The following is a 26712-nucleotide window of genomic DNA, read 5'->3' as shown; positions in this document are numbered from 1 at the left end:
GGCTGGCGTGATCGAGCCGGCGCGGGCGAGCATGTCATCCTGAGTAAATGAACGCCGATTCGCCGGAAGTGATGCCACAGTCACTGGGATCTCGATGGATTGAAACCTTCGACCCTGACGGCATTTCTATCCAGACTGCGAGCGGATTCGTCGTCTTTCAGGATGACCGGCACTACCTGGTGTCAAACAAGCACGTTCTCGGCGGTCTTACACATGACAACGCGTATACGCCCAAGTTCGGCCGCCGCCTTCCGGCCTCCGCGGCTGTCTGGTTTCCATCGGCGCAGGACCCGACGGTTGGTGTGCGCAAGCGGATCGAGTTGCTCCAACCTGGAGCGGCACGGTGGCTCAAGCACCCTTGGACGCCGTGCGACATCGCAGCAGTCGAGCTGCCTCAGTGGGACGACGTCGCGATGATCGACACACACATCGGCGAGACTTGGGTTTTCGGCAGTCGCCCTCGAGTGGAGCCCGGCCAAGACGTCTTTGTAATCGGGTTTCCGCTCAATCGGAATGGTGGTACCGAAACCCTGGGGATTTGGACCCGGGCTTCACTTGCTAACGAACCTGCGTTCAACATCGATGAATTGCCGCGCATCTTGATTGATAGCGCCACGATAGACGGACTCTCTGGTTCGCCGGTCTTCGCGCATTGGAAGCGCGGCGAGAACATACCGATCATTGGCGGCGGCGCCATCGGGGTCCTCGAGCACACTTCGGCGTTCCTTGGCATCTATTCGGGTCGCATCGATGAAAGGTCCAATCTTGGGTACGTGTGGCGACCGAACCTGATCTCCGAAATCTTGCAGCACCGGGCCGTCTTCGATCCAGTGGGCGACCTGCTCGGCTAGCTCGCCGCATAGCGGGTGTCTGAACAAAGGTTGGGGTTGTCGGCTGAGAGGTTTGGTTTCGGGGGAAGCTGTCGACCTGACGCACATGACCGGGCGATCACCCCCCCCTGACGATCATCGTCAGTAATTGCGAAGTAACCTGGTTGGGGACCGTCATTGGACGCTCGCTCATCGCTACGAGTGTTATCCATCTCGAGGCGAGTGCCCGTACAGGGATCCTGAGCGAACGGGCGGCTTCCGTTGCCCAAGACGAGCCGGTTGTTCAGACGTCGACGCCGAATGCGCGGAGCAACGGCACGCGGGGGATCATCCGGCGCGGGCCGAGTTGGACCGTGGGGATGGTCCCGCTCTCGATGCCGAGCTTGATCGTGCGGTAGTCGACGCCGACGAGTTTTGCGGCGTCCTTCATGGTCAGCGCGAGTGAGGTGGATGACGTGCTCATGACATTCTCCTTCGGTGGGCAACTAATGACATCACTTGCTCACGCACTGTACACCCGTGAATGCCCGATGTCATCGCTTGCTCAAATTCGGAGGAACTGGCACACTCGCAGCATGCCCGAACTCGCCATCGAACAGGTCGACGCGGAGATCATCGACGCGGGAGACGGCGTTCACATTCCACGCTCGTGGGGCGCGGTCGTGACGGGCCTTCCTGATATACCGGGCGCGATCCATGCGCGCATCGTGTACGACCCGACATTGCGTCGCGCGGTGGCTGAGTCTGTGCGGGTGGACCGTAGCGGGCTGGGGGATGAGGTGACGACGACGCTGCTGCGCGACGTTCGTGTGCAGGCGATCGTGCAATGGGCTGCGGCTCTCGTCGTCCGCATCGACCGTGATGGGGGAGATCCCGAGTCGTACGTCGAGTACATCACTCGCCTGCGCACGGAGGAAGGGCGCTCTGAGGAGCAGAACCTGCGTGAGGCGGTCAGGCTGTACCGACTCGGATCGGTGATCAACGACGGACCGCTCAAGCTCGTCTCAGAGGAACTCGGTGTCAGTATCAGCACCGCGACGCGAATGATGAATCGTGCCCGCGTCGCTGGTCTTGTCGACGAGGAGACCGGTCGCGAGGTCTACGTCCAGGCTCGCGAACAGCAGCTTCGCGAGCAGGTCACGGGCCCCGTCGTTGGCCCTGGGTCATCAGGTCCGTCGGTCGGTCGCTGATCCCCGAGTCTCGACAGTCCGTCCGCGCCTTATTGTCAGCGGAGTTGACTGACCGCGGTTTCTAGCATTTGTGCACTTCTGACGGTTTCAGCTTCATGTGTTGATCAATGTGCTCAGATATTGTGGCGTCCACGGATGCGGGCAAAAACGAGTCCCGCGAAAGCCCGATTTAGCCCCGGAATCCTGCGGGTTTTTTGCCCGCAATTTGCCCGCATCCTGTCTGCAGCTAAGTGTTTCTGCATGTTCGGCAATGCGGTCGAACTCTCGAAAATCCGCGTAATTCCGCGGAAGTTGCTGCTGGATGCAGCTAGGCGTAGCAAGCGAAAACGCGCATTTTCGGATTCGAGTCCCTCCAGGGGCATTGAACTGGTCGTCCAGCCTTCGGAACACTTCTTTGCGTAGCGCGAGTTCTTCGCTGCGGCTGAACATCATCAGCTCCGTGTGGCGGACGCGGCGCGCGTACGGTGTGATCCGATCTATGGGCGAGAGCTGATGAGGCTTCGCTCTAGGATCACGGCACTCGAATGGTACTCGTTTGGGCCGACTCGTAGGCTTCCAAGATGTCGGAGGAGATCCGGCCTCGAACGCCCACTGGATGACCGTTGACAATTGCCCAGGCGCGAATCTCGTTTGGCGGAGCGCTTGGGATCGCGCCGGTACGCGGTTCTGCCTTCGGAGAGGGTTTCGCGGGGCGTGCAATGGGCGGTGGCGTCGTGACAGGGCGCGCGGGCTGTAGGTGCTGGAGTAAGACCTCCAACGAGGCTGGATCGACCACGCGTGTGCCCACTTCGCGAGCACGCGCGAGCTTAGTGCCATCCATGCTGCCGTCAGTCACCAGGAGCGTCGTGAGCCGCGATACGTTTCCCATGACGCGCACCCCGAGGCTCTCCGCACGCCGCTCGATCGTCGACCGCCACGGCTCCTCGCATCCGGTGAATGCGATCTTGTCGCCGACGCGGAGGGGTTCGCCGAGGTGCCAGTCCTCGGGCAAGTCACGCAATCCTGCGCCCTTCCGCGCGAGACGCGCCGTATCCGCGTGGGCGATCAGCGTTTGAACGATTGCGTCGGGCACATCGAGCGCGGTGGCGAGCGCGATCAGTTCACGTCGCTCGTCGTGTGAGACGTGCCCGTCGTCGACCGCCTTGTGGGCTAACGCGAGAAGGAGAGCCTGGTGCGCCGCGCGAAGGTGCTCATTGGTCAGCTCGTATAGTGATGCGAGGTCCAGCAACGTGACGGCTTCATCGTCATTGATCTCGCCATCCTCGAGCGCTTCGAGGAGCGTCTCGAAGTAGGGCAGAGACCCTTCGGGGGCGCCCTCATCGAGGACTTCTGCAAGGCTCACGTCGGTGAGCTGACGCAGTAACGGCGGCTGAGCCGGGCGCGCCGGCGTGAACCGGCGTGAGTAGGTGGTCGTCGCTTTGCTCACGGTGATGGTGGAAGGCGACCGCGACGGGCCTGACGGCCACACGGTTGATCGCGCCCGGTCGGGGAGCAGAGTGAGGACATCCCGCGTCGAACTCTTCGCCGCTCCCGCGAGGTAGAAGCCGAGCAAGCCCGCAGTCGCTCTAGCATCGCCGAGCGCGGAATGCGCCGTAGTGAGCTGGACTCGCGCGGCCCAGCAGCAGTCGACAAGTCGTCGGCGATCCAGCAGAGGCAAGTGGTCGCGGCTGCCGTCCAGCGTGCAATAGATGGCCAGCGGCGGTACATCCCACCCTGCCCGCGTGAACTCGGCCTGCAGGAAGGCTACGTCGAAGCGCGCGTTGTGCGCGGCGATGGGGAAGCTGCCGATCCGTCGCGCGATCTCCGCGGCGACGTCTCGAAAGTACGGAGCATCGGCGATGTCGGCATCCGTTATCCCGTGAATGTGGGTTGCTCCGACCGGCCCTTCCGGATTGAAGCGCGTCACCCACTCGGCGACGAGACCTCCGCGATCATCCACGTGAACGACAGCGAGTTCGAGGATGCGGTCACCGTTCGGTGAAAGCCCAGTCGTCTCGACGTCGATCACAACGAAGCGTGCCGCGATTTCTGGAGGCACAACAGCAACGGTCGAACGAACCGGTGCCGATGCGGGAACCACGGACTTTTCCTTCTTACCGAGCAGCCAATCACGCAGTCCCATTGCTCTCCCCAGCTACTCGCCGACACCGTTTGAAGACGTTTGATCGGACGCGCGCCCCAGTGACGCGCTCATCATCATGTCCTATCAGCCTGGCATTGGAGACGCCGCGGTGCCGGAAGTTCTGCAGAGAACACTCGCCGTCGTCTCTCAGTCCTGGGCCGGCATCCCGATCACCAGCACGCCACCCTCGTACCGCACCCACGTGAGGTCCGGAACCACCGCATCCACCACGGCGCCCTCGAGATGGTCGCCGACGCCCACGACGAATCCGATACCCGCCGCGCGAGCCGCCCGCACTCCGGCGGAGGCGTCCTCGAACACCGCGCAGTGCGCGGGGGCGACTCCGAGCGCCACGGCGCCGCGGGCATAAGGCTCCGGGTCGGGCTTGCCGCGCGTGACGTCGTCGGCGGTCACGAGCACATCGGGAAGTGCATGACCGGCGGCGATCAGGCGTGCGATCGCGAGCGGGCGGACACCTGAGGTGACGACGCCCCAGCGGTCGCGGGGCAGGCTGCTCGTCAGGGGGAGTGCGCCGTCGATCGGGACTGTGCCGCCGGCACCGCGCACCTCCTCGGCCTCCAGCGCCGCGATCGCCTCCGCGAGGATCTCGGGGGCGACGAGACCGGCGACGGTGTCCGAGGCGCGGACGCCGTGCTCGATCTGGGTGCGGAAGTCGAAGCCGGGGGCGTAGGTCGCCGCCCAGGCGTCCCACGCGATCGCGGCCGACTCCAGAGAGTCGACCAGTACCCCGTCGCAGTCGAACAGGATTCCTTCTACGGGTACGCGGAGCTGGGTCATGTCATGCCTTTCTGGTCGAGGGAGACACGGAACGGGGGCAGGATGCCGTGGCATCCTGCCCCCGTTCTGGGCCGTGGATCAGTGCTTGCCGGTGTTGGGGGCGGCAGCAGGGTGTCCGGCTTCGACGATCTCGTCGGCCTTCTCCTCTGCGGCGAGCGCCTCGGGCGTGGACTCGGCCTTGGCCTTCGCCTTGTCCCGAGCACGCATCACGAAGGTGATCGTGTAGAGGACCGCGAGCGAGATCACGAGACCGGCCATGATCGCGATCTGGCCGCCGGCGACCGACAGGCCACCGAGGATCAGTCCGAACACTCCGTAGTCGGCATCGGAGAACGTGGCGTTCGAGAAGCCGACGTCTCCGAGGACGGGAAGCAGGAGCAGCGGCAGGAACGTGATCGCAATGCCGTTGGCGAAGGCCGCGAGGACCGCGCCGCGGCGTCCGCCGGTCGCGTTGCCGATGACTCCGGCCGCAGCGCCCGTCATGAAGTGCGCGATGACGCCGGGCACGATGACCGTCGTTCCCATGGCGACCATCGCGAGCATGCCGACGATGCCGCCGACGAAGCTGGAGAGGAAGCCGATGAGCACCGCGTTCGGCGCGAACGTGAACACGATCGGCACATCCAAAGCGGGCTTGGCATTCTTCACGAGCTTCTCGGAGACTCCCTTGAACGCCGGGACGATCTCGGCCAGGACGACGCGGACGCCGGCCAGGATGATGAAGACACCGGCGGAGAAGGTCGCCGCGAGCAGCAGGAGGTAGACGATGAAGTTCTCGCCGTTCGACAGCTCGGTCTCGATGTACGTCGCTCCGGCGAACAGGCCCACGATGATGTAGATCACGGCCATCGAGAGCGCGACGATCACAGTGGTGTCGCGGAGGAAGCCGAGCCCCTTGGGGAAGTTCATCTCCTCGGTCGACTTCGACGTGCCCTTGCCGCGTGTGAGCAGGGCGACCAGTCCGCCGAGGGCGATGCCCGTGCCGCCGGTGTGGCCGAGCGCCACGTCATCCGTTCCGGTGACCCGGCGCATGAAGGGCTGCACCAGCGCCGGCGAGACCACCATGTAGATGCCCTGCGCGATCGAGCCCCACAGCACCACGGCCCAGGGCTCGAAGCCCGCGACGGCCAGGATGACGGCGAACATCGCCGCGATGTAGAAGGCGACGTGTCCCGACAGGTAGATGTACTTGAAGCGGGTCGTCGCGGCCAGCACGATGTTGATGATCATGCCGAAGAAGAAGATCAGCGCGGCTGCGGAACCGTAGTCCAGGAGCACCTGAGCGACGATCGCCTCGTTGTTGGGGACGACGCCCTGCACGTTGAACGCGCTCTGGAACATCGCGCCGAACGGATCGAGGGAGCCGACCACGACACCGGCACCTGCGGCGAGCACGAGGAATCCGACGAGGGTGCGGACGGTGCCCTTGAGCACGTCGCTGAAACCCTTGCCCTGTACGGCGAGGCCGATGAGGGCGATGAGTGCGACGATGACCGCCGGCTTTGTGAAGATGTCCAAGAGGACATCGAGTACCGCATCCATGACTGGTGGGGGTCCTTTCGTCTGTAGGCTCGGGCCGGTGTCAACCGGCCGAGTGGCCGTATCGCTGTGCTGCGTCGCCGACCTTGGCGCGCAGTTCGTTCAGGTCGATGATGCTGTTGAGCACCACCACGTCTCCGAGGCCCTCGGCGGCCTCGGCGATGTCGCGGCCGACGAACACCGCATCGGCATCGCCGCGCGACACCGACCCGAGATCGGCGTGGTCCACGTCGATGCCGGTGATGCCCATCTCCTTGAGCACCTTGTCGATGTTCATGTGCACCATGAAGCTGCTGCCCAGACCGGTGCTGCATACCGCGAGGAACTTCGTCATTCGTCTTCTCCTGCCGTGAGGACCGCCAGTGCGTCGGCGGCGGTGTGGGCCGCGAGCAGGGAGTCCCGCGCGGCATCGTCTGAAAGAAGCTGTCCGAGCTGCGCCATGGTGGCGATGTGGCTGGAAGAGTCTGCTGCCGCAAGGCAGACGAAGAGGGCGATCGGATGCTCGGGCTCATCGTTGAGCAGAACGTCGGGGCGCACCCGCAGTGCCGAGACGCCGGTCTTGAGGACCCCCCGTTCCGGGCGGGCGTGCGCCAGGGCGATGCCGTAGCCGAGATCGATGTAGGTGCCGCCGGGAGCCGCGATCGCCTCGAGCATCGCATCGACGTAGCTGCGATTGATCGCGCCTGAGCGCAGGAGGGGTTCGCTGACGCGCTCGATCGCCTCGCGCCAGCCGATCGGCTCATCGGCGAAGAGGATGGTGTCCTCGGTCAGGTGGTCGGCCAGCATGTCATGCCCTCTCGTTCGTGGTGCTCGCGGTCTGCAGCGTCAGGGAGATCTCGCTGTTCTCGGGAGTGTGCCGGGCGATGCCGTAGGCGACGGGGGAGTCGGCACTGTCGTACACGGTCGAGGCCATGGTCAGCAGGCGAAGGCCGCTCGGCACGGCGAGGTTGAGCGCGATCTCCGGCGTGGCCTCATCGATGCGCACGACCAGGTCATTGCGAGTGAGCGTGACGTCATAGCGCTCGTGGAGGAAGTCGTAGAGCGACCCGTGCGCGAAGTCGGCCGTGAGTGTGTCGGGGAACCGTTCGTACGGCAGGTAGGTGACGACGTACTGGTGGAGTTGCCCGTTCACGTAGCGCAGACGGATCAGCTCGACGACGCCTTCCCCGACCGGTAGGTCGAGGAGCGTGGCGATCTCGCCGTCTGCGGGCACCAGCGCCTGGCGGAGCACGCGCGTCGTGACCGTGTGTCCGGCGGAGGTCTGCTGGCGGTGGAATCCGGTGACGACGTCGGCGAAGCGCTCGGGATAGCGCGCGCCGGCAGGGGGTTCGGTGACGAAGGTGCCTCGGCCGTGTTCGCGGGCGAGTAGGCCGTCCTGCACGAGGCCGTCGACGGCATGTCGCAGCGTGATCCGACTCACTCCGAACTCATCGCAGAGTACGGGCTCCGAGGGGAGCTGCTCGCCGATCTCCATCGCCGAGATGCGCTCGAGCAGACTGCTCCGCACCGCAACGTACTTGCTCGTGCCGGAGGTGATCTCCATTGCCGCTCCTTTGCCGCCCGCCGCTTCGACGCGGGTCATTCTGTCGTTATGTCGTCATGATGACATACCCTCTCAGCGTAATGCAAGCCGTGCTTCCGGGGCGCAAGTCGACTATTTGACCCTTCAGTCATCATGACGTCATAATGACTTGATCGAGAAAGGGACCCAATGAGCATTGGATCGACCGTCGAAGAATCCGTGAGTGCAGCAGAGGAGCAGCGGCGTTCCGTCGTGGACGCCGACGCGGTGATCGCGGCACGTCTGCTCGCGCTCGATGCTGTGGAACAGGCGAAGTCGGGGCATCCCGGAGCCGCGATCGCACTGGCCCCCGTGGCGACGTTGCTCTTCCAGAAGCACGTGCGGCACGACCCGCGCGATCCCTCGTGGGCAGGGCGCGACCGCTTCGTGCTGTCCTGCGGACACGCGAGCATCCTCCTGTACACCCAGTTGTTCCTGTCGGGGTACGACGTCTCGCTCGAGGACCTTCGCTCCTTCCGCACGCTGGACTCGATGACCCCCGGACATCCTGAGTTCGGTCACACGCCCGGCGTCGAAACCACGACCGGGCCGCTCGGGCAGGGGCTCGCGACGGCGGTCGGCATGGCGATGGGATTCGCGCACGAACGCGCCGCGTTCGATGCGGAAGCAGCGGCCGGCGCATCCGTGTTCGATCGTCGTGTGTGGGTGCTGGCCTCGGACGGCGACCTGCAGGAGGGCCTCTCCTACGAGGCGGGTGCGCTCGCGGGGCGACTCGGACTCGAGAACCTCACTGTCATCTACGACGACAACGACATTCAGATCGAAGGCGACACGCGTCTGACCAGCGCCGAGGATGCCGCAGCCCGATTCATCGCGCAAGGGTGGCATGTCGATCGGGTCGAGCTCGCGGCGGACGGTGACGTCGATGTCGAAGGGCTCGACCGTGCCCTGAGCGCCGATGCCCCCGCCGGCAAGCCCCGCCTGGTGATCATCAAGTCGCAGATCGCCTTCCCTTCTCCCACCGCGGTCGGCACCGCGGCCTCGCACGGTGCACCGCTGGGCGCCCCCGAAGCGGCAGCGCTGCGCACAGTTCTCGGCATCACGTCCGGCCCGTTCGAGATCGAGGACGGTGTTCTGGAGACGACCCGCTCGGCCGTGGACCGCGGACGCGACGCGCACGCGGCCTGGGACGACCGGTTCGCTGCCTGGACCCAGGTCGATCCCGAACGCGCCGCCGCACATGCGGCGTTCATCGCCCGCGATCTGCCGGTCGGGCTCGCCGATGCCCTGCCGCGGTACGAAGCCGGCCAGTCCGTGTCGACACGGGACGCCTCGGGTGCGGCGATCCAGGAACTGGCGGCAGCGATACCCGGCCTGTGGGGCGGCTCCGCCGACCTCGCCGAGCCCAACCGCACCGCGATCCACGGTGGTGGATCCTTCCTCCCCGAGTCGAGCGGATTCGGAACGCCCGCGGGACGCAACATCCACTGGGGTGTGCGCGAGCACGCGATGGCCTCGGCGATGAACGGCATCGCCCTCGCCGGCGGGTGGCGGATCTTCGGCGGCACGTTCCTGGTGTTCAGCGACTACCAGCGCCCCTCCATCCGCTTGGCTTCCTTGATGAACCTGCCCGTCACGTACGTGTGGTCGCACGATTCGGTCGCGCTCGGCCAGGACGGACCGACACACCAGCCCATCGAGCACCTCGCAAGCCTCCGGGCGATCCCCGGATTCACCGTCATCCGTCCCGCGGACGCGAACGAGACCGTCGCCGCATGGTTGACGGCGCTCGAGCGTCAGGAGCCGGCCGGCCTCGTGCTCGGTCGCCAGGGGGTACCGGTGCTGGATGTGCCGCTCGAGACCGTGCGTGCGGGAGTCCGTCGTGGCGCCTACGTCGTCAGCGGCGAGGCGGACTCCGACGTCACCATCATCGCAACGGGCAGCGAAGTCGCTCTCGCATTCGACGCCGCCGCGCTCGCCCGTGCGGAGGGCATCTCGGTGCGCATCGTGTCGATGCCCAGCCGTGAGTGGTTCGCGGCGCAGGATGCCGAATACCAGGCGTCGATCCTTCCCGCCGCGCCGACCGCCCGGGTCATCGTCGAGGCGGCATCCTCGTTCGGCTGGCATGACATCGCCGGCCCCGCCGGTGTGATCGTCGGCATCGACGAGTTCGGACTGTCGGCCCCGGCCGATCAGGCGATGGCCGCGCGCGGCATGACCCGCGAGCGGGTACTGGCTGCCGTGAAGACCGCCATCGCGAAGGCGCGCGGATAGCAACGCCGACGGCGTCCCGCAGGCCCCGGAGAGATCGATCTCCGGGGCCTGCGGCTTCTGCCTACGCGCTCGGCCTGAACCTGATCGGGAAGCGCACCGGCCCGGTGTTGCCCGAGACGGGGAGCCACTCACCCGGACCATCGGCTTCGGCATGCCGCATCCGTCGTGCCAGCAGGGGGAGGGCGACCGACATGTCGGTGCGCGCGACGAAGTGGCCGAGGCAGTGATGGATGCCCCCGCCGAAGCCGCTGTGGAGTGGTCGATCGTCGATCGTGATGTCGAACGGCACCGCATCGCCCATGGCGCGCGGGTCGGTGCCGATCGCGTGTGAGAGCACTTGGACGATGCCGCCCTGCGGGATGTGGAGACCGTTCAGATCGGCGTCCTCGATCGCCTCGCGGGTGACCCACGTGACCGTCGGGTTGACGCGCATGACCTCCTCGACGGCGCGCGCACCGAGGTCGGGCCGTTCGCCGAGGATCGCCCACTGGTCGGGCCGCGCGAGCAGCGTCTGCAGCGCGAGGCCGAGTTGATTGCGGGTCGTCTCCATGCCGGCGAAGGCGAGGAAGACGAGGGCATTGCTGAGCTCGCGGCGGCTGAGCGCATCACCGTCCTCGTGAGCCTGGATGAGGGTCGTGACGAGATCGTCGCGGGGGTTGACCTGGCGGTCGGCGATGACGTCCTCGATGTATCCGGAGAGGCCTTCGAGCGCCGCCTCGATGCGCGGCAGGTCGTGACGGACGTTGATCCCGAAGGACTTGCCGAGGTCATCGGCCCAGTGCGCGACCTGCGGCCACTCCTCATCGGGCAGGCCCAGTAGGAGGCACAGGATGCGGGAGGCGTAGGGCTCCGCGAACTGCGAGACGAACTCGACGCGCCCCCACCCGTCGGTCTGCGGATCGGCGAACTGGTCGATGAGATCGTTCGCGAGTTCCTGGAACCGCGGACGCATGGCCTCGATCGTCTTGTTGCGGAACGCGGGCCCGAGAAGCCGCCGCAACCGCATGTGGTCGTCGCCTTCGATGCTGAGGAGTGTCTTCTGCCACCAGTCCCGCCAGGGTCCGTCATGGACGCCGTTCTGGTCCGGCCAGCGCGCGTTGCCCTGGCGGAAGCGACGATCCTTGAGCAGGGCCGTCCCCTCCTCGTACCGAAGGATCGCCCAGCCGTACGGCGTCTCGGCGAACCAACCGTCGTCTTGAGCCTGGTGCACCTCGTCAGACGTCACGTCGAACGCGGGGTCGTCAAGGTTGAGGTAAGCGGCGCTGCTTATCATTGCCGGAGTCTATCTGTGGGTGCCACGGAAGCCGGATGGTCGCCGGCATTCCGCGCGCGGAGACCTCGGAGTACCGTGGGCTCCGCGCGGGTCTCGCCTATCCGGGGCGTGGAACTCCGACAGGTCGGAAGGGGCCTCATGGGCGAGTCAACGAGCGGATCGGAGTGGATCTCCGCGGCTGAGTTCCACCGTGCAGGGGGCGTCTCCGACTGGCGTGTCGCGGGAACCGGCCCGCAGGCCGTCTTCACCGCGACGTCCCTCTCGCACGCGGCGAACCTCGTCGCCCCGATCGTCGCCGCCGCCGAGCGGTTCGGCGTCGTGCCCGATATCGACGTACGTCCCGAGGCTGTCGTCGTCCGCATCCCCGACCGCACCTTCGAAGGGATCCCCGCGGCTGCTGTGGAGTTCGCAGCCGCCGTATCCGCGGCAGCGGCCGACCTCGCGTTGATCGCCGATCCGTCACGTGCGCAGTCGATCGGGGTCTACGTCGCCCAGCACTCCGAAGCCGACGTGCGGCCGTTCTTCATGGCCGCACTGGGCTACGACGCCCTCGGCGACACGGATGCGGTCGATCCGCTGCGCTGCGGGCCGCAGCTCGCGTTCAATCCGATCACCGGAGACGCTGCCGCGCGAGGCCGGACGCACTTCGACGTGTTCGTGCCGGCCGATCAGGCCCAGGCGCGCGTGGATGCCGCGCTCGCCGCCGGAGGGCGACTCGCCGACGACAAGTACGCGCCGGCATGGTGGTCGCTCGCCTCGCCCGAGAACCACGGCGTCGACATCGCGTCCTGGACCGATACCTCCGACTGACACTTGCTCGTCGCACGTCAGCGGCTTGGAGCCGTTGACGTGGTGTCCGGTCGGCCGCGACGACTACACAATGCGATCTGTAGCCTCCGCGCATGCCGCGAGAAGCTCTGATGCGGAGATCGACTTTGTCGATGCCCGTCAAAAGGCGTGTGGCACGGATCGGCGATCATGGCTCGATCGGTCGGATGCGTCCCGCGTGCATGGCCTCGATGTTCGCGTTCACGGCATCGCCATCAGGAAGGTTCATCGAGCGATAGATCGGGGGATGGATGCCGGCCTCGAGGTAGCGGCGTGCGATGCCCTCGGTGAGCATCTGCACGATCACCACTCCGAGCAGGTTCGATACGGCACCCACCGACACGTTGTCGCTGAGAGCAAGAGCGGCGTCGCCGGCAGGTCCGAGATTGTCGATCACGATGTCGGCGATTTCGAATAGTCGTTCACCGGAGGGATGACGGGACACGACGCTGGTCGTGTGAGTGAGGGAGGTCAACGCGATCACCGGGACGTCCAGGCTCCGCGCGATGCGGGCGAACTCCACGGTGATGCCGTTTATGCCCGAGTTCGAAGCGACGAGCACCACATCCTTCTCCGCTTCGATCTGTGAGATGTCCCACAGCTGTTGAGCGAACGACGCGTCGCGCTCGAGCAGCGGATCGCTGATCGCGGAGAACGGCAGGCCGCCATGGACGGCCAGATCCTGCATCCGAAGCAGGTTCACGGGTCGCAAGCCGCCGGCGCGCCCGGCCATCTCGTGGATCGGAAGGCGGGCGTGACCCGTGGCGAACAGCTGCAGGACGCCGCCGTGGATCATGCGCGGCGCGATCACATCGACGGCGCGCTCGATTGCCGCGGTTTGGGTGTCGACGAGCTCGCCGATCTTGCGGATGGCGAGGGCCGGGTAGTCGTAGGTCATGGTGTCTCCAATGTGAGCGACGGATGGATGAGGGTGAGGAGGCGCTCGAGCGCAATACGGAATGCAGGCTCGGCCTCCGGTGCGAAGAGCGCGGTGCGCGCCTCGTAGGTGTCGGCCTTGACGGCCGCGGCGTCCGGAAGATAGCCGAGATAGCCGTCGACGCAGCCGAGTAGGCGCACGGTGCGCCCGGCTCCGAGCGATGCTGCCGTGCTGGAGAACACCTCGAGGGGTGTCGCGACCCAGCAGATGCCGTCGATGTGGGCGATCGAGACAGGCACCTCGATGGTTTCGTCGACCACCGAGCGAGCGACGGCGAGTTCGATCAGGGCGCCGTCCACGAGCGAGCGATCGATCGGATCGGTGCCGGCACCGAGGGCCTTCCGAGCGGCATTGAGCCGAGCTGAGGCCTCCTCGGCATCCACTCGACGGGTGGCGAGAGGCACGCGCCCGTCGTGCAACGTCAGCGCGCCTACCAGGGGCCGTGCGTTCGGGACGGACTCGATGATCGCCTCGGCGACGAGGCCGCCGAGGCGATCCGCTTCGGCAGCGCTCGAATCCCTCCGCGTGAACCGGGTGGACAGATCGCCGCACGCACCGTTGAGGAAGGCGACTTCCACCCCGGGATGAGCCGCACGCAAAGCGCGCCGAAGGCCGCCGGGCCAATCGGCCGACCACCCGGTCGACTCTGCTCCAAGGACCGTAGGGTGGCAGGGAGCGTCCACGAGGACCGCTCGCAGAACGCCTCCCGCGTGGATGGCGAGCACCCCCACCCGGATGGGGATGGCCTCCGACGCCACGGCGCGGGGGGCGGCGAGACCCCGCACGATCGGTTCCGCCCAGCTCAGGTCGGACGGCTGCCTCCGATGGAACGCCTCCGCCGCGATGACGCGGACGTGTTCGAGGAGTTCATCGACCGCCAGTCGATCGAGCGGAGCCTCGTGGCCGGGGGCGAACCTGCCCAGCCAGTGCGCGGGACCGCTGTGCGTGTGCGACGCCGCCACGAGTACGCGGGTGCCGGCCCCGAGCTCGTCCCGAACGACGGAGGCGAGCCGTTTCGCCAATGCGGTCGGCACGGCGACGCAATCGATCGTCACCCAGGCTAGGCGCAGGCCCACGCGATCCAAGACGAGGACGGTCGCTTCAAGGTCGTCGATCGTGCTCGTGGCCAGGACTGGGCCACGCGCCGCGTAGCCCGCCAGCGGACCCGGGCGACTCGGAGTGATGACCCCGTGCGCCGCGCCGACCAGGGGACCGGGCGTCACGTCCGCACCGTTTCGAGGGTCGACCGCAAGTAGGCGACGTGTTCGAAGGGATTAGTCACTGCAGTGCCCATGACGACCGTCCACGCGCCGGCCTGCCGAGCCGCGATCAGGTCGGCGGCCGTCCGGATGCGGCCTTCCGCGACGATCGGGCAGTCGACTTCGGCGACGAGCGCGGCGATGAGATCGAGATCGGGCTCCATCGGATGCGCGTCGCCCGTATAGCCGGACAGCGTCGTTGCCACGGCGTCGGCTCCTGCCTCTGCGGCGGCGGCTCCGGCACGGACGTCATCGACATCCGCCATGATTGCGCCGCCACCGGCATCCCTGATCCGCGCGATCTCCTCGGCGAACGAGCGGCCGTTGCGTCGCTCGCGCTGCGTTCCATCCATGGCCACGACCGTCGCCCCCGCGCGGAAGAGGGCCATCGCGGTCTCGGCGTCGGGAGTGATGAACACCCCTTCCGATCCGATCTTGTCGATGCCGATGACGGGGATGGCCACCGTCGCGGCGATCGCCGCGATGTCGGCGAGGCCGTTGGCGCGGATGCCCTCGGCGCCGCCGAGCTCGGCCGCTGCTGCCATCAGCGCCATCGTCGCGCTGCCGCTGAGCGGGTTCGGGGGGTACGCCTGGCACGAGACCACGAGGGAGCCTGCGCGGAAGATTTCGGTGAAGCGGTTCATTCGGAGCTTTCTCTTCGATGCACGAGCTGTCTGTAGAGCGAAGGGCCGGAGTGTGCGATCCACGCTGCACCGTCCAGGGGGCCGCCGAGGGGTGCGACCAGCCGTGCTTCCGGGGCACGCTCGGCGAGTTCACGGCGGATAGCGACATCGAGCGCCGACCCGGGCGTCACGAGCCGTCCGACGATGGCGACCTCGTCCACACCGTCGAGATCGTGGAGCGCGGCCGCGCACGAGCGGGCGATCTCGCGCCCGGCATCTTCGACGATTCGCGCCGCGACAGCGTCGCGCCCTGCCGTGGCGATGACGGTGGGCGCGAATCGCGCGACGCGATCGACGCGTCGATCGTCGGCATACAGATCCCAGGTCGCATCGCGCAGGTGGGCGCCGAACTCGACTGCGGCCAGCTCCTCGAGCTCCGACGCTGGACCGCGTCCGTCGGCGCTGCGTAGACCTGCGTCCAGGGCTGCGCGGCCGATCGAGAATGCGCTGCCCGCGTCGCCGAACAGGTAACCCCAGCCGTCGACCCTGCGTCCGTTGCCCGCGCCGTCGACTCCGAGCGTGACCGTGCCCGTGCCGACAGCGTTGACCACACCCGGCCGGCCGGCGAACGCGCCTGCGTGCGCCACGACCTCGTCAGGCGCGACGAGGACCTCGCGGGCCAGATCGGCAGCCACCAGGTCTGCCGCAAGCGAATCCCGCGCACGGCCATCGACGGGAAGACCGGTGTGGCCGACGACGAGGCGCTGGACCGGAGCCGGAGCGGGTGGCAGCGCGGCGAGTAGCGCCGCCACCTGTTGCGTGATGATGCGTGCCCCGTCGCTAGTGTGCACGAACCCGACGGTCTCGATGTCGGCATCCGTCCACGATGCTCTGGCTCGAGTGGTGGACTGGCCGCCGTCGACAGCCATCCACACGGCCGTCATTTAATGCCTGCGTTCATCGAGATGCCCTCCACGAACTTCTTCTGCAGGATGAGGAACAGCACGATCGTCGGCAGCACGGCTATGAGCGCCGCCATGAGGATGATCGGGATACCCGCGTCGCCGAGCTGATTGCTCTGCATCGCCGCTAAGCCGACGGGAAGCGTGCGATACGTGTCATCGGATGCCACGAGGAGAGGCCAGAGGTGGCTGTCCCAATTCGTCATGAAGATGAACAGCGCCAGTGCGCTCATCGTGCCGATCACACTCGGCACGATCACCGAGACGAGGGTGCGCATCGGTCCTGCGCCGTCCAGATGCGCGGCTTCGAGGAGCTCGTCGGGCACGGAATCGATCGCCTGCTTCATCAGGAAGATGCCGAACGCGCTGGTGGCGGCCGGGACGATGAGCCCCGCGAAACTATCGGTCCAGCCGAGATCGAACACGATCTTGTAGAGGGGGACGTAGAGCACTTCGAGCGGGATCATCAGCGTCGCGATGACGAGGATGAACGCCGCGTGGCGACCCGGATAGCTGAACTTGCTGAAGCTGTAGCCCGCGGCGGTGCAGGTCAGCACGTTGAGGACTGTGACGGATACGCCGACGATCGTGCTGTTGGCGAAATAGGTCGCGAACGGCGCCGATTCGAAGACCGCGGGGATGTTTCCCCAGCTGAATTCCTCGGGCCACCAGCTGGCTCCGGCGCCGATGGGTTCTCCCGGGGCCTTGAACGCCGTGAGGACGGCGTAGACGAGCACGCTCACGATGATCAGGGCGCCGATCGCTGCGACCCCGAGCCAGAGACGTTTCCAGATGCGCTCGATGCGCATGTCAGTCCTTCCTCCGCAGAGCGCGCATCTGAATGAGGGCGAACGCGATCAGGACGAGGAACATCAGCACAGCGACAGCGGACGCGCGTCCCATCCGTGCGCTTTCGAATGCTGTCTTGTAGACGAAGAGGTTAATCACCTCGGTGCCGAACGCGCCGTTGGTAAGCACCTTCTGCGCGCTGAAGGCCTGAACACCTCTCAGCACCGCCATGATGAGGCAGACGAGCGTGATCGGACGAAGGAGCGGCAGAGTAATGCTCCAGAACCGGCGCACCGCGCCCGCGCCGTCGATGCGTGCCGCTTCGAAGACGTCGCCGGGCAGCGAGGACATGCCAGCGAGGAAGAGGATCAGGAAGAAGCCGGTCTCCTTCCAGATGCTCATCAGCACGAGAGCCCAGCGAGCGAACGCCGAACTGGTGAGCCAGGCCACATCGATCCCGAGAGCCTCGTTGAGCATCCCGTGGGGGTGGAGGACGACCCGCCAGATGATCGCCGCGGCGACCCAGCTCGTGGCGAGCGGCAAGAACCACATCAGACGGATGACGCCGCCGCCGCGTGCTTTCTCCGATAGCACCTGCGCGAGCAGGAGCGCCAGCACGAGGGCGACACCATAGGTGCCGACCGCGTAGAACACTGTCTGCCCCACAGCCTCGACAAAACGCGGATCCTGCGACAGATACGCGAAGTTCTTCAACCCGACGAATTCCGGCGGCGAGGTAAGGCTGTAGTCGAACAGCGACAGGCCGAACACTTGGAGCGACGGATAAACCGAGAACACCAGGAACAGGGCAAGCGCCGGCACGGCGAACAGGAATCCGGCCCACTGCATGTGGCGGATGTGAGACCGCCGGGTCCCCTTGGTGCGACGCTCGGGGGACCCGACGGCGGTGGTGAGAACAGACGTCACGTCAGCCCTGCAGGATCCGGGTGACGGCGTCGGAGGCATCCTTTGCGGAATCGCCCACCGACACGCCATCGAAGACGACGTCGTTCACCATCTTCTGAATCGCGTCCTGCACCTCGGCGTAGTACGGCGTGACCTGATCGAAACGCCCGATCGAGTACGCATCGGCCCACACATCGATGAAGGGGATCTCCTGTGCGGCCGCGGACGACTCCCATCCGACGACCGGCTGAACGAAGTCGGTGCCCTCGAGGAACTCGGCTGGGTGCTCGGAGAGGAACTGGATGAAGCGCCAGGCCTCCGCCTTCTGCTTGCTCGCTTCATTCACCGCGTAGTAGTACGCGTAAACACGGGATGTCGGCTCGTCCGGGTCGGCCTGCGGGAGCGGGACGACCTGGAGCTGCTCGTAGACATCGGGATTGGTCTCGGAGATCTGCTGCATCGCCCAGGGGTAGACGATCGCCATCGACTGGGTTCCGGTGGCGAGATCTTGGAACGGCGTTGTCGCCTCGCGGCTGGACACGTTCGGGTCGCTCACCGCGTTCGGTCCGACCGACAGATCGGCCCAGATCTGCAGCGCTTCGATCGCCTCGTCGGAATCGAGCCGGCCCTCGTCTCCTTCGGCGATCTCGCCGCCCACCTGGTGGAGCAGGGTCTGGTACTGCTGGGCGTACCAGAGGGCGTGCAGGTACAGGAAGCCGAAGGCTTGGGTGTGCCCCGCGGCTGCCAGCTTCTTGCCAACTTCGGAAACGTCTTCCCACGTCGCGAGCGAGGTCGTGGCCGGATCGAGTCCGGCGTCGGCGAAGTGCTGTTTGTTGATGGCGAACGCCGAGCCGTTGTACTCGCTGGGAAGGCCGTACAGCTCGCCGTCCTCGCCGGTGGCCCCCGCCAGCGTGCCATCGACGTAGCGTGCCATGACTTCGTCCGCATCGGCGGCGCCCAGTGCCTCCGCATCGATCGGCGCGAGCAACCCCTTCGGGATGTAGTCGCCGCGGAGAGCGGCGTCGTCCATGTTGATGATGTCGGGACCGGATCCGTTGCTCAACGACGTCAGCATCTTCGTATTGAAGTCAGCGTTCGGAATCGTCTGGTAGTCGATCGTGACGTTCGGGTGTTCATCCTCGTACTCGGCGATGAGCTCTTCGAACACCTCGATCATGGGCGGATGCGTGTGCGTCCAGAAAGTGAGCGTGACGGCCTCTCCTTCGCCGGGTTCCTGGGACGCCGTGCACGAGGCCAGCGTCGTTGCGACTAGTGCCGCCCCGACTGCTCCAACGATGATGCGTTGCAGTTTCATCTCTCTCCTTTTGATGTGCGTGGTGCGTTGGTTTGTTGGACGCTGTGGTCCGGGGGGCCGATGAGCTCGGCGCCGAGGCTGTAGCGATCGCCGCGATACACCGAGCGACCCACCTCGACAACACGACCGTTCCGATCGAGACTTGTGACCTTCAACTGGATGCAGGGCTGCGCCGCGTCGATGCCGAGCTGGGACAGGATCTCCGGCCGCGGAAGCACAGCCTCCATCTCGAGTCCGGCGCGATCGATGATGATGCCCCATCGATCGGCGAGCAGTTCGTACCAGCTCGTAGACAGGTCGTCTTCACGCAGCCCGGGCACGAGTGCGGCCGCGATCATGGTCGTCTCGACCGCGAGCGGTTCGCCGCTGGCGGAGCGCAGCCGATCGAAGGCGACAATCGAATCGCCGACCGGAATGCGCAAGCGGTGCGCCGAGACCCGGTTCGCCCGACGCGTGGCGAAGGAGAGGACGCGAGTCTCGGGCTGGAGGCCGCGGCGGCGCATGTCGTCGCTGAACGAGGTCATCGCGATGCGTCGGGTCATCCGGCTACGGCTCACGAACGTACCCGCGCCCGGTCGACGCTCGAGCGTTCCGTCCAGTGCGAGCTCGTCCACCGCCCGACGTAGCGTCATGCGCGAGACGCCGAACTGCTCTGCAAGTTCGCGCTCGCCGGGGAGCGCATCGCCCTCGCTGAGCTGGCCGAGCAACGCGACAAGCTGGCTGCGGGCCAAGTCTGCCCGAGGGGGGAGTGAAGCCACGGTGCCTCCGTCGTGTGAGTGGCTCCACACAACACGCGCTGAACGCTTCTGCCAAGCCAAGTTCACCGATCGGTCTAGACCGGTCGCGCGGTCAAGAATCCTAAAAGTAACTTTGATCAGCGGTTTTCAAGTGTGAAATTCTCGGAAGCGGTCCGGTGCTAGACCTCTCTAAAGGACCACACGATCGAACGTCCTCGCCAATCGGGTCACCGGACCCAGCGCGACCGTTGCCACGATCGTGACCCGAAGATGTGCTTGACGCACGATCTGCCGGCCCGAGCCTGCATCCCAATCGGCGTATCGCTGTCGTCCGTCGGTAGGTCGTACGTGATGCTGGTTGGCCTCCAGGAACCTATAGACGCCGCGTGCGAACTCCGGACGGCGCGTACTTGTATCGGTTGTCCCTATCTAGTGCCTCGGCCGGACAGCTAGTCGCAGCAGTCGCACGTTACCGGATTCAATAAAGACCAGGTCAAACATAAAAACAAGCTCAGAAGACTTGATCAACAGGAATTGTTCACTTGTCTCTATATGAGATACATGTTGGCCACTCAAGATAGATACATGCCGAGCGAAGCCGCTTCGGTGAACACGACCCACAAGGTCTCTGCACCCGCTCATCGAAGAGGTGGATGTCCATGCTTTTGCTCCCTCAACTCGACCGCGAGTCGACTGCGCCGATTTGGTTCCAGATCATGCGAGCCGTCGAATCGCGGATCGCAGACGGCACCTGGTCGCCCGGAGACCGCCTGCCGAGCGAGAGCGAGCTGTGCGCGCACTTCTCGGCTTCCCGCACGTCGGTGCGGGATGCCCTCTCGCGACTCGAGAGCGCCGGCATCATCTCGCGGCAGCAGGGCAAGGGCGCCTTCGTCGAGCGGGCCCAGGGCCCGTCGGCGTGGACGCTCCCCTCCGCACCGAGCCTCCTGGGCGAGTACAGCGAGGACGGCCGCAGCGCGTTGAGCTCGGTGATCCTCCGTGCCGGTATCGAGCCACTGCCCTCATGGGCCGCCGCGGTCGTCGGTCGTGACTCGCCCGACGGACAGGGATTCGTCATCGAGCGGGTTCGCGCGGTCGGCTCCCGCACCGCGGTCCACGTCATCAACTATCTGCCGACGCGGTTCGCCGGCGTCCTTCCCGATCTGCGCGACCCACGGGCGAGTCTCTATGCGGCCATCACGAAGGTCGCCGGAGTCCGCATCGCGCGCATGCATCGCACGATCGAGGCGGCCGCCGCCGACCGGGCTCTGGCCGGACTGCTTGAGGTCGAGCCCGGGCATCCGATCGTCGTCGTCGAGGCCGTCGCCTACGACCAGGTGGGTGACCCCATCGACTTCTCCCGTGCCTCCGTGCGCACCGATCGTCTCCGGGTGAGCGTCGACACGGGATTCGACGCGGCCGGCATGACGAGTGAGACCGCCTCGGGACGATACCCGGCCACGCTCCGCCCGTCCCGCGGTGTTGATGCCCGCCCGCCCCGTTGACCCGACCGACCGATCCGACCCCCGTCGACTTCCTGGAGACCACACACATGACCGAGCCCCGCATCCTCGTCATCGGCGACAGCTACATGAGCGCAGAGGTTTTCCAGCGCGCCTTCCAGCAGCGCGGACTGGCGGTAGACGCGATCACCATGACGATCGCCGACCCGACCTGGGACACGGCATCGATCCACGAGTTCGAGGGCGATCCCGCCGAGGTCGTGCGGCTCGCTCAGGGCTACGAGATCGTCGCGTTCCACGCCGCGCCGTTCACCGCAGCGGTGATCGAAGGACTGCCCGAACTGCGCCTGGCCGGCTGTGCGCGTGGCGGCCCCGTCAATGTCGACCTCGCCGCGGCCCGTGAGCACGGAGTGCGCGTGACGACGACACCGGGCAAGAACGCCGAAGCGGTCGCCGACCTGACGATCGGCTTCTTGATCTCGCTCGTGCGAAACGTGCCGGCCTCGCTCCGCGACGTGGACGATCGCGTGTCCGACGGCCGACCGTTGGCCGAATCGACGTTCGAGGGTGCGCGCTGGTTCGGTCGCGAGATCAGCGGCCTGCGCCTCGGTCTCGTCGGCTACGGCAATGTGGCACGGCTCGTCGCGGCGCGAGCGCGGGCCCTCGGCGCCACGATCCTCGCGTACGACCCGTACGTGGATGCATCCGTCGTCACCGACGCGACCATCGTCGCCGGCCTCGACGAGCTCGTCTCGCAGAGCGACGTGCTCAGCATCCACGCCCGAGCGACCGCCGATAACCGTCACATGATCGGAGCCGAGCAGATCGCTCGCCTGCCCCGCGGATCGTTCCTGATCAACACGGCGCGTGAGTCGCTGGTCGACGAGCGGGCGATGCTCGAGGCACTCGACAGCGGACAGCTGGCGGGCGTCGCTCTGGACGTGAACGAGCCCGATGGGCCGTGGCGCGAGCTCGTCGCGCAGCCGAATCTGATCCTCACCCCGCATCTCGCCGGCGCGACGTTCGAGACGCTCGCGCGGGGTGCCGACATGCTGGCATCCGAGATCCAGGCGTTCCTCGCCGACGAGCCCCTGCGGTGGGAGCGATGAGCGACGTCTTCCTCGCCATCGACGCCGGCACCGGCTCGGCTCGCGCGCTCGCCTTCGACATCGAGGGCCGCCTCGTCACGCAAGCGGGTCGGGAATGGTCGCATCCGGCTGTCCCCGGTCATCCCGGTGGCACGACGTTCGACACCGAATCGGGGTGGGTGGCGATCGCCTCGGCCGTCTCGGAAGTGGTCGAGCGGCTCGCCGGTCGACGTGTCGCGGCGGTCGCGGCATCCAGCATGCGCGAAGGCTTCGTGCTCTACGACGAGAGCGGCGCCGAGATCTGGGCCTGCCCGAACACCGATGGTCGTGCGCGGGCGGAGGCGGACGAACTCGTCGCCGAGGGTGCGGCTGATGAGATCTACCGCACAGCGGGCGACTGGGTCTCGATCACAGCCCCCGCACGGCTGCGCTGGATCGCGCGCCACGAGCCGGGGATCCTGTCCCGTGCCCGCCATCTCGGCATGCTCAGCGACTGGGTCACCACTCGCCTCACCGGTCGGTTCTTCACGGAGCCGACCTGCGGCTCGAGCTCAGCGCTGTTCGACATCCGAGCGCGGAACTGGTCGCCGGAGCTCGCCGCGATCGTCGGAGTCGACCCCGGCATCCTGCCCCCCGTCGTAGAGTCGGGCCAGCAGATCGGCACGGTGACGCGCGCGGCTGCGGCGGCGACGGGTCTCCCTGTCGGAACCCCTGTGATCTCTGGCGGTGCCGACACTCAACTGGCTCTGCACGGCATTGCGGCGCGCGAAGGCGTACCGACGATCGTCGCCGGAACGTTCTGGCAGACCACGGCTGTCGTCGCCGAGCCAATCATCGATCCGGAGCGTCGGCTCCGCACCCTCTGCCACGTCGAGCGGGATGCCTGGATGGTGGAGGGGATCGGCTTCCTCTCCGGCCTCGCAATGCGCTGGTTCCGTGACGCGATGTGCCCGGATGCGGCCTCCACCGCTCAGCTCACCGGATCGTCGGCCTTCTCCGTTATGGAGGAATGGGCCGCCGAGGTGCCTCCGGGGTCGAACGGGATCGTCGCGACCATGGCGAGTGTGATGCAGGCGGATGCCTGGCACCAGGCCGCGCCCTCATTCATCGGCTTCGACATCAACGATGCCAAGGGATCATCCCGAGGCGCCTTCATCCGGGCGATCGAGGAGTCGGCCGCCATCGTCGCTGCCGGGCACCTCGACATCCTCGGAGCGCTCACGGGCGGACGTGCTGCGGCGGAAGGCGCGGTGACCTTCACCGGCGGATCGAGCGCGGGAGCCCTGTGGCCTCGCGTCATCGCCGGAGTGACCGGCCTCGACACGCGGGTGACCCCCGCTCCCGAGGCCACGTCGTACGGTGCCGCCCGCCTGGCGGCACAGGGCATCGGAGCCTCGTTGCCGCCGATGGGTGAGCCCGACCGGGTTGTGCGGGCCGACACCGCAGAGCACGAGGCGTACCGGTCCATCACCGCGAGGTGGCACCGGGTGTATCGCGACGTGGTCTCGATCTCGGGGCCCGATCTCCCTCCGCTTTTCACTCCACCCGGGGCCGCTCGACGGCCCCTCGCACCCCGACCCACGACCGCCGATCACCTCGGCTGAAGAACCCGACGAAGGAGACATCCCATGGCAGACCTCGAAGGCAACTCCGCAGCGAAGAACTTCCACCCCGACGTGCCTGCGGCGCAGTTCACGCAGAGCATCCGCGGTGCGGCGAACCTCGATTGGGGCATGCAGAATCGCCTCTCCCGCATCCTCGACCCGCGCACGGGACGCACCGTGATGCTCGCGTTCGACCACGGCTACTTCCAGGGGCCGACATCGGGTCTCGAGCGCATCGATCTCAACATCGCGCCCCTCGGCGACTACGCCGACGCCCTGATGTGCACCCGCGGCTCGCTGCGCACCTCCATCCCGCCGGCCACCCGCGCGGGGCTTGTCGTGCGGGCGTCTGGCGGACCGTCGGTGCTGAAGGAGCTCTCCGACGAGTACACCGCGATGGCGATCGAGGACGCCGTGAGGATCAACGCCGACGCGGTCGCCGTGCAGGTCTTCGTCGGCGGCGAGCACGAGAGTCGCAGCATCCGCAATCTGACCACGCTCGTGGATGCCGGATATGGCGTCGGTATCCCGGTTCTCGGAGTGACGGCTGTCGGCAAGGAACTGACTCGCGATTCGCGCTACCTCGGGCTCGCGACGCGGATCATCGCCGAACTCGGCGCACAGCTGGTGAAGACCTACTACTGCGACGAAGGATTCGAGGACGTGGTGGCAGGATGCCCCGTCCCGGTCATCATGGCGGGCGGAAAGAAGCTCCCCGAACTCGAAGCCCTGACGATGGCGAGCAACGCTGTCCGGGCCGGTGCCGCCGGCGTCGACATGGGCCGCAACATCTTCCAGAGCGCGAACCCCACCGCCATGATGCATGCCGTGCGGGCCGTCGTCCACGACGATCTCGATCCGGCCGATGCGCACGAGCTCTACCGCGAGGCGGCCGAGGCGAAGGTGCCCGCGTGAGCGCCGAGGTGCTGCGCACCGCAGACGCGGCACTCCGGTTCGGCGACTGGGGCCCGGCGTATCTGTCACAGGGGGACGGCGCGGCATTCGGCGTCGTCGTCCTGCGGCCGGGCGACGAGTTCGGCAACCACCTGCACGAGCATCACACCGAGTCTTTCGTCGTCATCGAAGGCAGTGCCGAGATCTGGATCGATCGCGAGAAGCGCGCGGTCGTCACGGTCGGCGAGGTGCTGCACGCGGACCCGCACGAAGAGCACTACGTCCGCAACCCGTTCGACCGCACGTTCCGGGCCGTCTTCGTCAAGACCCCTTGGGTCGACGGCGACAAAGTCGACATGCCCTGGACTCCAGACGCAACACCCCATTCCTGACCCGAATCGAAAGGACACTCCCATGAGTGTGCAACGTCGCTCCTCATTCCCTGCCCGACTCACCCGTCGCGTCACCACTACTGTTGCGATCGCCTCGGCGCTCGGTCTCGTCCTCGCCGGCTGCGCCGGCGGATCGGGCGAGGCAGACGGCGGCGATGGCGCCAAGACCCTCAAGGTGCTCATCGCGGCGCCGCAGGAAGGCGCCGGCAAGATCCTCGAAGCCGATTTCGAAGCCGAGACCGGCGTCGAGGTCGAGGTCGAGGTCGTGCCCTACGACCAGATCCAGACGAAGGCGATCCTCGACGCGCAGTCGGGTACGAACAACTACGACGTGATCCAGTACTGGTACACCTCTGTCGGCGCACTCGCCGAGTCCGGTGCGCTCGCCGACATCTCCGAGTGGGTCGACGGCGACAAGGACATCGATTCCGCCGACTTCATCGAGGCGGTTTACGGGCCATACACCCAGTACGAGGGCGCCACGTACGGTCTGCCGATCGACGGCGACACCCACGTGCTGTTCTACAACAAGGCGATCTTCGAGCGGAACGGCGTCGAGGTGCCCACGACATGGGACGAGTACGTCGCGGTCTCCCAGAAGATCACCGAGGCCGAGAAGTCCGACGGTGTATACGGCAACGCGCTGCTCGGGTCCAAGAGCGCGTTCAACATCGGTTCGACGTTCTTCAACCGTCTCGCGACGATGTCGCCCGATCCGATCGATCCGCGGATGCCGCAGCTGAACACCGACGCGGCTGTCGCGGCGGCTCAGTCGATGCTCGACGCAGCCCCGTACGCCCTGCCCAGCCCCCTCGAGATCGGCTTCGAGCAGGCGCTGCCGCAGTTCCTCGCGGGAAAGGTGGGGATGATCGAGTTCTGGACCGACCTCGGCGTCTTTGCACAGGACCCGGCGCAGTCGAAGATCGTCGACGGGTGGGGAGTCGCTCCGCTTCCGATCGGGCCCGAGGGTTCGGTGTCGGGCGCGTTGAACGCCGGATGGGCGATGGGCATCAGCCCGAACGCGAGTGACGAAGATCTCGCGAAGCAGTTCGTCGCCTTCGCATCGTCGAAGGAGATGAACGAGAAGCTCATCACGACGACGGGATCGGGTGTCGACCCGATCCGTACGTCCACCCTCGAAAGCCCTGCGTACATCGAGTTCGCGCCCGAGGTGTCGGCGGTCGCTGCGCAGGTTCTGCCGAACGCTCAGTCGTGGCCGACCTCGCCGCAGGCGCCGGAGATGATCCAGTCCCTGAGCGACAACCTGGCGCTCATGCTGCAGGGCAGCCTCACGGCCGAAGAAGCAATGCAGCAGACGTGGGATGCCTGGCAGTCGATGGTCGACTGACCGCTCTCGCCCCGCCCATTCG

The 26712-nt window shown here is 66.5% G+C and carries 27 protein-coding genes; 10 read left to right on the top strand and 17 right to left on the bottom strand.

Annotation, left to right across the window (positions count from 1 at the left end):
* Positions 1-47 precede the first annotated feature (47 nt).
* Positions 48-851 carry a S1 family peptidase gene (locus tag ASD65_RS06215; RefSeq protein WP_056219937.1) on the top strand — a complete coding sequence of 268 codons (804 nt, stop codon included), beginning with the start codon at positions 48-50 and terminating at the stop codon, positions 849-851.
* 262 nt (positions 852-1113) lie between these two features.
* On the opposite strand, the gene ASD65_RS06210 is transcribed toward ASD65_RS06215, so the two are convergent.
* Complete coding sequence (locus tag ASD65_RS06210; RefSeq protein WP_056219934.1) at positions 1114-1293, bottom strand: helix-turn-helix domain-containing protein; 180 nt, start codon at positions 1291-1293, stop codon at positions 1114-1116.
* Between ASD65_RS06210 and ASD65_RS06205 the strand changes: the two genes are divergently transcribed.
* A complete protein-coding gene (locus tag ASD65_RS06205; protein ID WP_156378794.1) occupies positions 1277-2020 on the top strand; it encodes a hypothetical protein in 744 nt (247 codons plus the stop codon). The two genes, ASD65_RS06210 and ASD65_RS06205, sit on opposite strands and share 17 nt — an antisense overlap.
* 93 nt (positions 2021-2113) lie before the next feature.
* Here the strand turns inward: ASD65_RS06205 and ASD65_RS18940 are convergent, their stop codons facing one another.
* The 7 genes from ASD65_RS18940 to ASD65_RS06175 form a co-directional block, all read right to left on the bottom strand.
* Positions 2114-2449, bottom strand: a complete 336-nt coding sequence (locus tag ASD65_RS18940; RefSeq protein WP_156378793.1) for a hypothetical protein — start codon at positions 2447-2449, stop codon at positions 2114-2116.
* A gap of 82 nt (positions 2450-2531) precedes the next feature.
* On the bottom strand, positions 2532-4142 hold the full coding sequence (locus ASD65_RS06200) for an exonuclease domain-containing protein (protein WP_082561594.1): 1611 nt from the start codon (positions 4140-4142) through the stop codon (positions 2532-2534).
* Between the two features lie 147 nt (positions 4143-4289).
* Positions 4290-4940 carry an HAD-IA family hydrolase gene (locus tag ASD65_RS06195; RefSeq protein ID WP_056219926.1) on the bottom strand — a complete coding sequence of 217 codons (651 nt, stop codon included), beginning with the start codon at positions 4938-4940 and terminating at the stop codon, positions 4290-4292.
* 78 nt (positions 4941-5018) lie between these two features.
* Positions 5019-6482 (bottom strand): PTS ascorbate transporter subunit IIC, encoded by a 1464-nt coding sequence (locus ASD65_RS06190; RefSeq protein WP_056219924.1) that lies wholly within the window; start codon positions 6480-6482, stop codon positions 5019-5021.
* 40 nt (positions 6483-6522) lie between these two features.
* Positions 6523-6813 carry a PTS sugar transporter subunit IIB gene (locus ASD65_RS06185; RefSeq protein WP_056219921.1) on the bottom strand — a complete coding sequence of 97 codons (291 nt, stop codon included), beginning with the start codon at positions 6811-6813 and terminating at the stop codon, positions 6523-6525.
* Entirely contained in the window at positions 6810-7265 is a 456-nt protein-coding gene (locus ASD65_RS06180; protein WP_056219918.1) for a PTS sugar transporter subunit IIA, read from the bottom strand. The genes ASD65_RS06185 and ASD65_RS06180 overlap by 4 nt, the downstream gene beginning before the upstream one ends.
* Position 7266: 1 nt before the next feature.
* Entirely contained in the window at positions 7267-8022 is a 756-nt protein-coding gene (locus ASD65_RS06175) for a GntR family transcriptional regulator (protein WP_056219914.1), read from the bottom strand.
* 168 nt (positions 8023-8190) lie between these two features.
* Between ASD65_RS06175 and tkt the strand changes: the two genes are divergently transcribed.
* Positions 8191-10275, top strand: a complete 2085-nt coding sequence (gene tkt, locus ASD65_RS06170; RefSeq protein ID WP_056219911.1) for a transketolase — start codon at positions 8191-8193, stop codon at positions 10273-10275.
* Between the two features lie 61 nt (positions 10276-10336).
* Here tkt and ASD65_RS06165 read toward each other — a convergent pair whose 3' ends face one another.
* Positions 10337-11548, bottom strand: a complete 1212-nt coding sequence (locus ASD65_RS06165; RefSeq protein WP_056219908.1) for a cytochrome P450 — start codon at positions 11546-11548, stop codon at positions 10337-10339.
* Positions 11549-11686: 138 nt separating this feature from the next.
* Here ASD65_RS06165 and ASD65_RS06160 point away from each other — a divergent pair, with 138 nt between their 5' ends.
* Entirely contained in the window at positions 11687-12358 is a 672-nt protein-coding gene (locus ASD65_RS06160) for a VOC family protein (protein WP_056219907.1), read from the top strand.
* Positions 12359-12524: 166 nt separating this feature from the next.
* Here ASD65_RS06160 and ASD65_RS06155 read toward each other — a convergent pair whose 3' ends face one another.
* Genes ASD65_RS06155 through ASD65_RS06120 form a run of 8 tightly spaced genes read right to left on the bottom strand, consistent with a single transcriptional unit; the run spans position 12525 to position 19925 of the window.
* The gene (locus ASD65_RS06155) at positions 12525-13274 is read right to left on the bottom strand and encodes a sugar isomerase domain-containing protein (RefSeq protein ID WP_056219904.1); all 750 of its coding nucleotides are present in this window, start codon (positions 13272-13274) and stop codon (positions 12525-12527) included.
* Complete coding sequence (locus tag ASD65_RS06150; protein ID WP_056219899.1) at positions 13271-14536, bottom strand: hypothetical protein; 1266 nt, start codon at positions 14534-14536, stop codon at positions 13271-13273. Before ASD65_RS06150 ends, ASD65_RS06155 begins: the two co-directional genes overlap by 4 nt.
* A complete protein-coding gene (locus ASD65_RS06145; RefSeq protein WP_056219896.1) occupies positions 14533-15216 on the bottom strand; it encodes a putative N-acetylmannosamine-6-phosphate 2-epimerase in 684 nt (227 codons plus the stop codon). The genes ASD65_RS06150 and ASD65_RS06145 overlap by 4 nt, the downstream gene beginning before the upstream one ends.
* Positions 15213-16139: an N-acetylglucosamine kinase gene (locus ASD65_RS06140; protein ID WP_056219893.1), complete on the bottom strand. Its 927-nt coding sequence runs from the start codon at positions 16137-16139 to the stop codon at positions 15213-15215. The genes ASD65_RS06145 and ASD65_RS06140 overlap by 4 nt, the downstream gene beginning before the upstream one ends.
* On the bottom strand, positions 16136-16966 hold the full coding sequence (locus ASD65_RS06135) for a carbohydrate ABC transporter permease (protein ID WP_056219891.1): 831 nt from the start codon (positions 16964-16966) through the stop codon (positions 16136-16138). The genes ASD65_RS06140 and ASD65_RS06135 overlap by 4 nt, the downstream gene beginning before the upstream one ends.
* A 1-nt stretch (position 16967) precedes the next feature.
* Positions 16968-17873, bottom strand: a complete 906-nt coding sequence (locus ASD65_RS06130) for a carbohydrate ABC transporter permease (RefSeq protein ID WP_056219888.1) — start codon at positions 17871-17873, stop codon at positions 16968-16970.
* Position 17874: 1 nt separating this feature from the next.
* Positions 17875-19167, bottom strand: a complete 1293-nt coding sequence (locus ASD65_RS06125) for an ABC transporter substrate-binding protein (RefSeq protein WP_056219884.1) — start codon at positions 19165-19167, stop codon at positions 17875-17877.
* On the bottom strand, positions 19164-19925 hold the full coding sequence (locus ASD65_RS06120) for a GntR family transcriptional regulator (RefSeq protein WP_156378792.1): 762 nt from the start codon (positions 19923-19925) through the stop codon (positions 19164-19166). Before ASD65_RS06120 ends, ASD65_RS06125 begins: the two co-directional genes overlap by 4 nt.
* A gap of 695 nt (positions 19926-20620) precedes the next feature.
* Here ASD65_RS06120 and ASD65_RS06115 point away from each other — a divergent pair.
* The 6 genes from ASD65_RS06115 to ASD65_RS06090 are packed head-to-tail and all read left to right on the top strand — an operon-like array spanning position 20621 to position 26690.
* Positions 20621-21406, top strand: coding sequence for a GntR family transcriptional regulator (locus ASD65_RS06115; RefSeq protein WP_235566614.1), 786 nt, complete (start codon positions 20621-20623; stop codon positions 21404-21406).
* A 47-nt stretch (positions 21407-21453) separates the two neighbouring features.
* Positions 21454-22473, top strand: coding sequence for an NAD(P)-dependent oxidoreductase (locus ASD65_RS06110; RefSeq protein WP_156378791.1), 1020 nt, complete (start codon positions 21454-21456; stop codon positions 22471-22473).
* Positions 22470-24056 (top strand): FGGY family carbohydrate kinase, encoded by a 1587-nt coding sequence (locus tag ASD65_RS06105; RefSeq protein ID WP_156378790.1) that lies wholly within the window; start codon positions 22470-22472, stop codon positions 24054-24056. The genes ASD65_RS06110 and ASD65_RS06105 overlap by 4 nt, the downstream gene beginning before the upstream one ends.
* A 24-nt stretch (positions 24057-24080) precedes the next feature.
* Entirely contained in the window at positions 24081-24971 is an 891-nt protein-coding gene (lsrF, locus tag ASD65_RS06100; RefSeq protein ID WP_056219868.1) for a 3-hydroxy-5-phosphonooxypentane-2,4-dione thiolase, read from the top strand.
* Positions 24968-25342 (top strand): cupin domain-containing protein, encoded by a 375-nt coding sequence (locus ASD65_RS06095; protein ID WP_056219864.1) that lies wholly within the window; start codon positions 24968-24970, stop codon positions 25340-25342. Before lsrF ends, ASD65_RS06095 begins: the two co-directional genes overlap by 4 nt.
* Before the next feature lie 22 nt (positions 25343-25364).
* On the top strand, positions 25365-26690 hold the full coding sequence (locus ASD65_RS06090) for an ABC transporter substrate-binding protein (protein WP_056219860.1): 1326 nt from the start codon (positions 25365-25367) through the stop codon (positions 26688-26690).
* Positions 26691-26712 lie beyond the last annotated feature (22 nt).

Origin of the sequence: Microbacterium sp. Root61 (genome assembly GCF_001427525.1) — a bacterium.
Lineage (GTDB): Bacteria > Actinomycetota > Actinomycetes > Actinomycetales > Microbacteriaceae > Microbacterium.
Note: the sequence above shows the minus strand (reverse complement) of the source record. Positions and strands in the feature narration are given on the sequence as shown.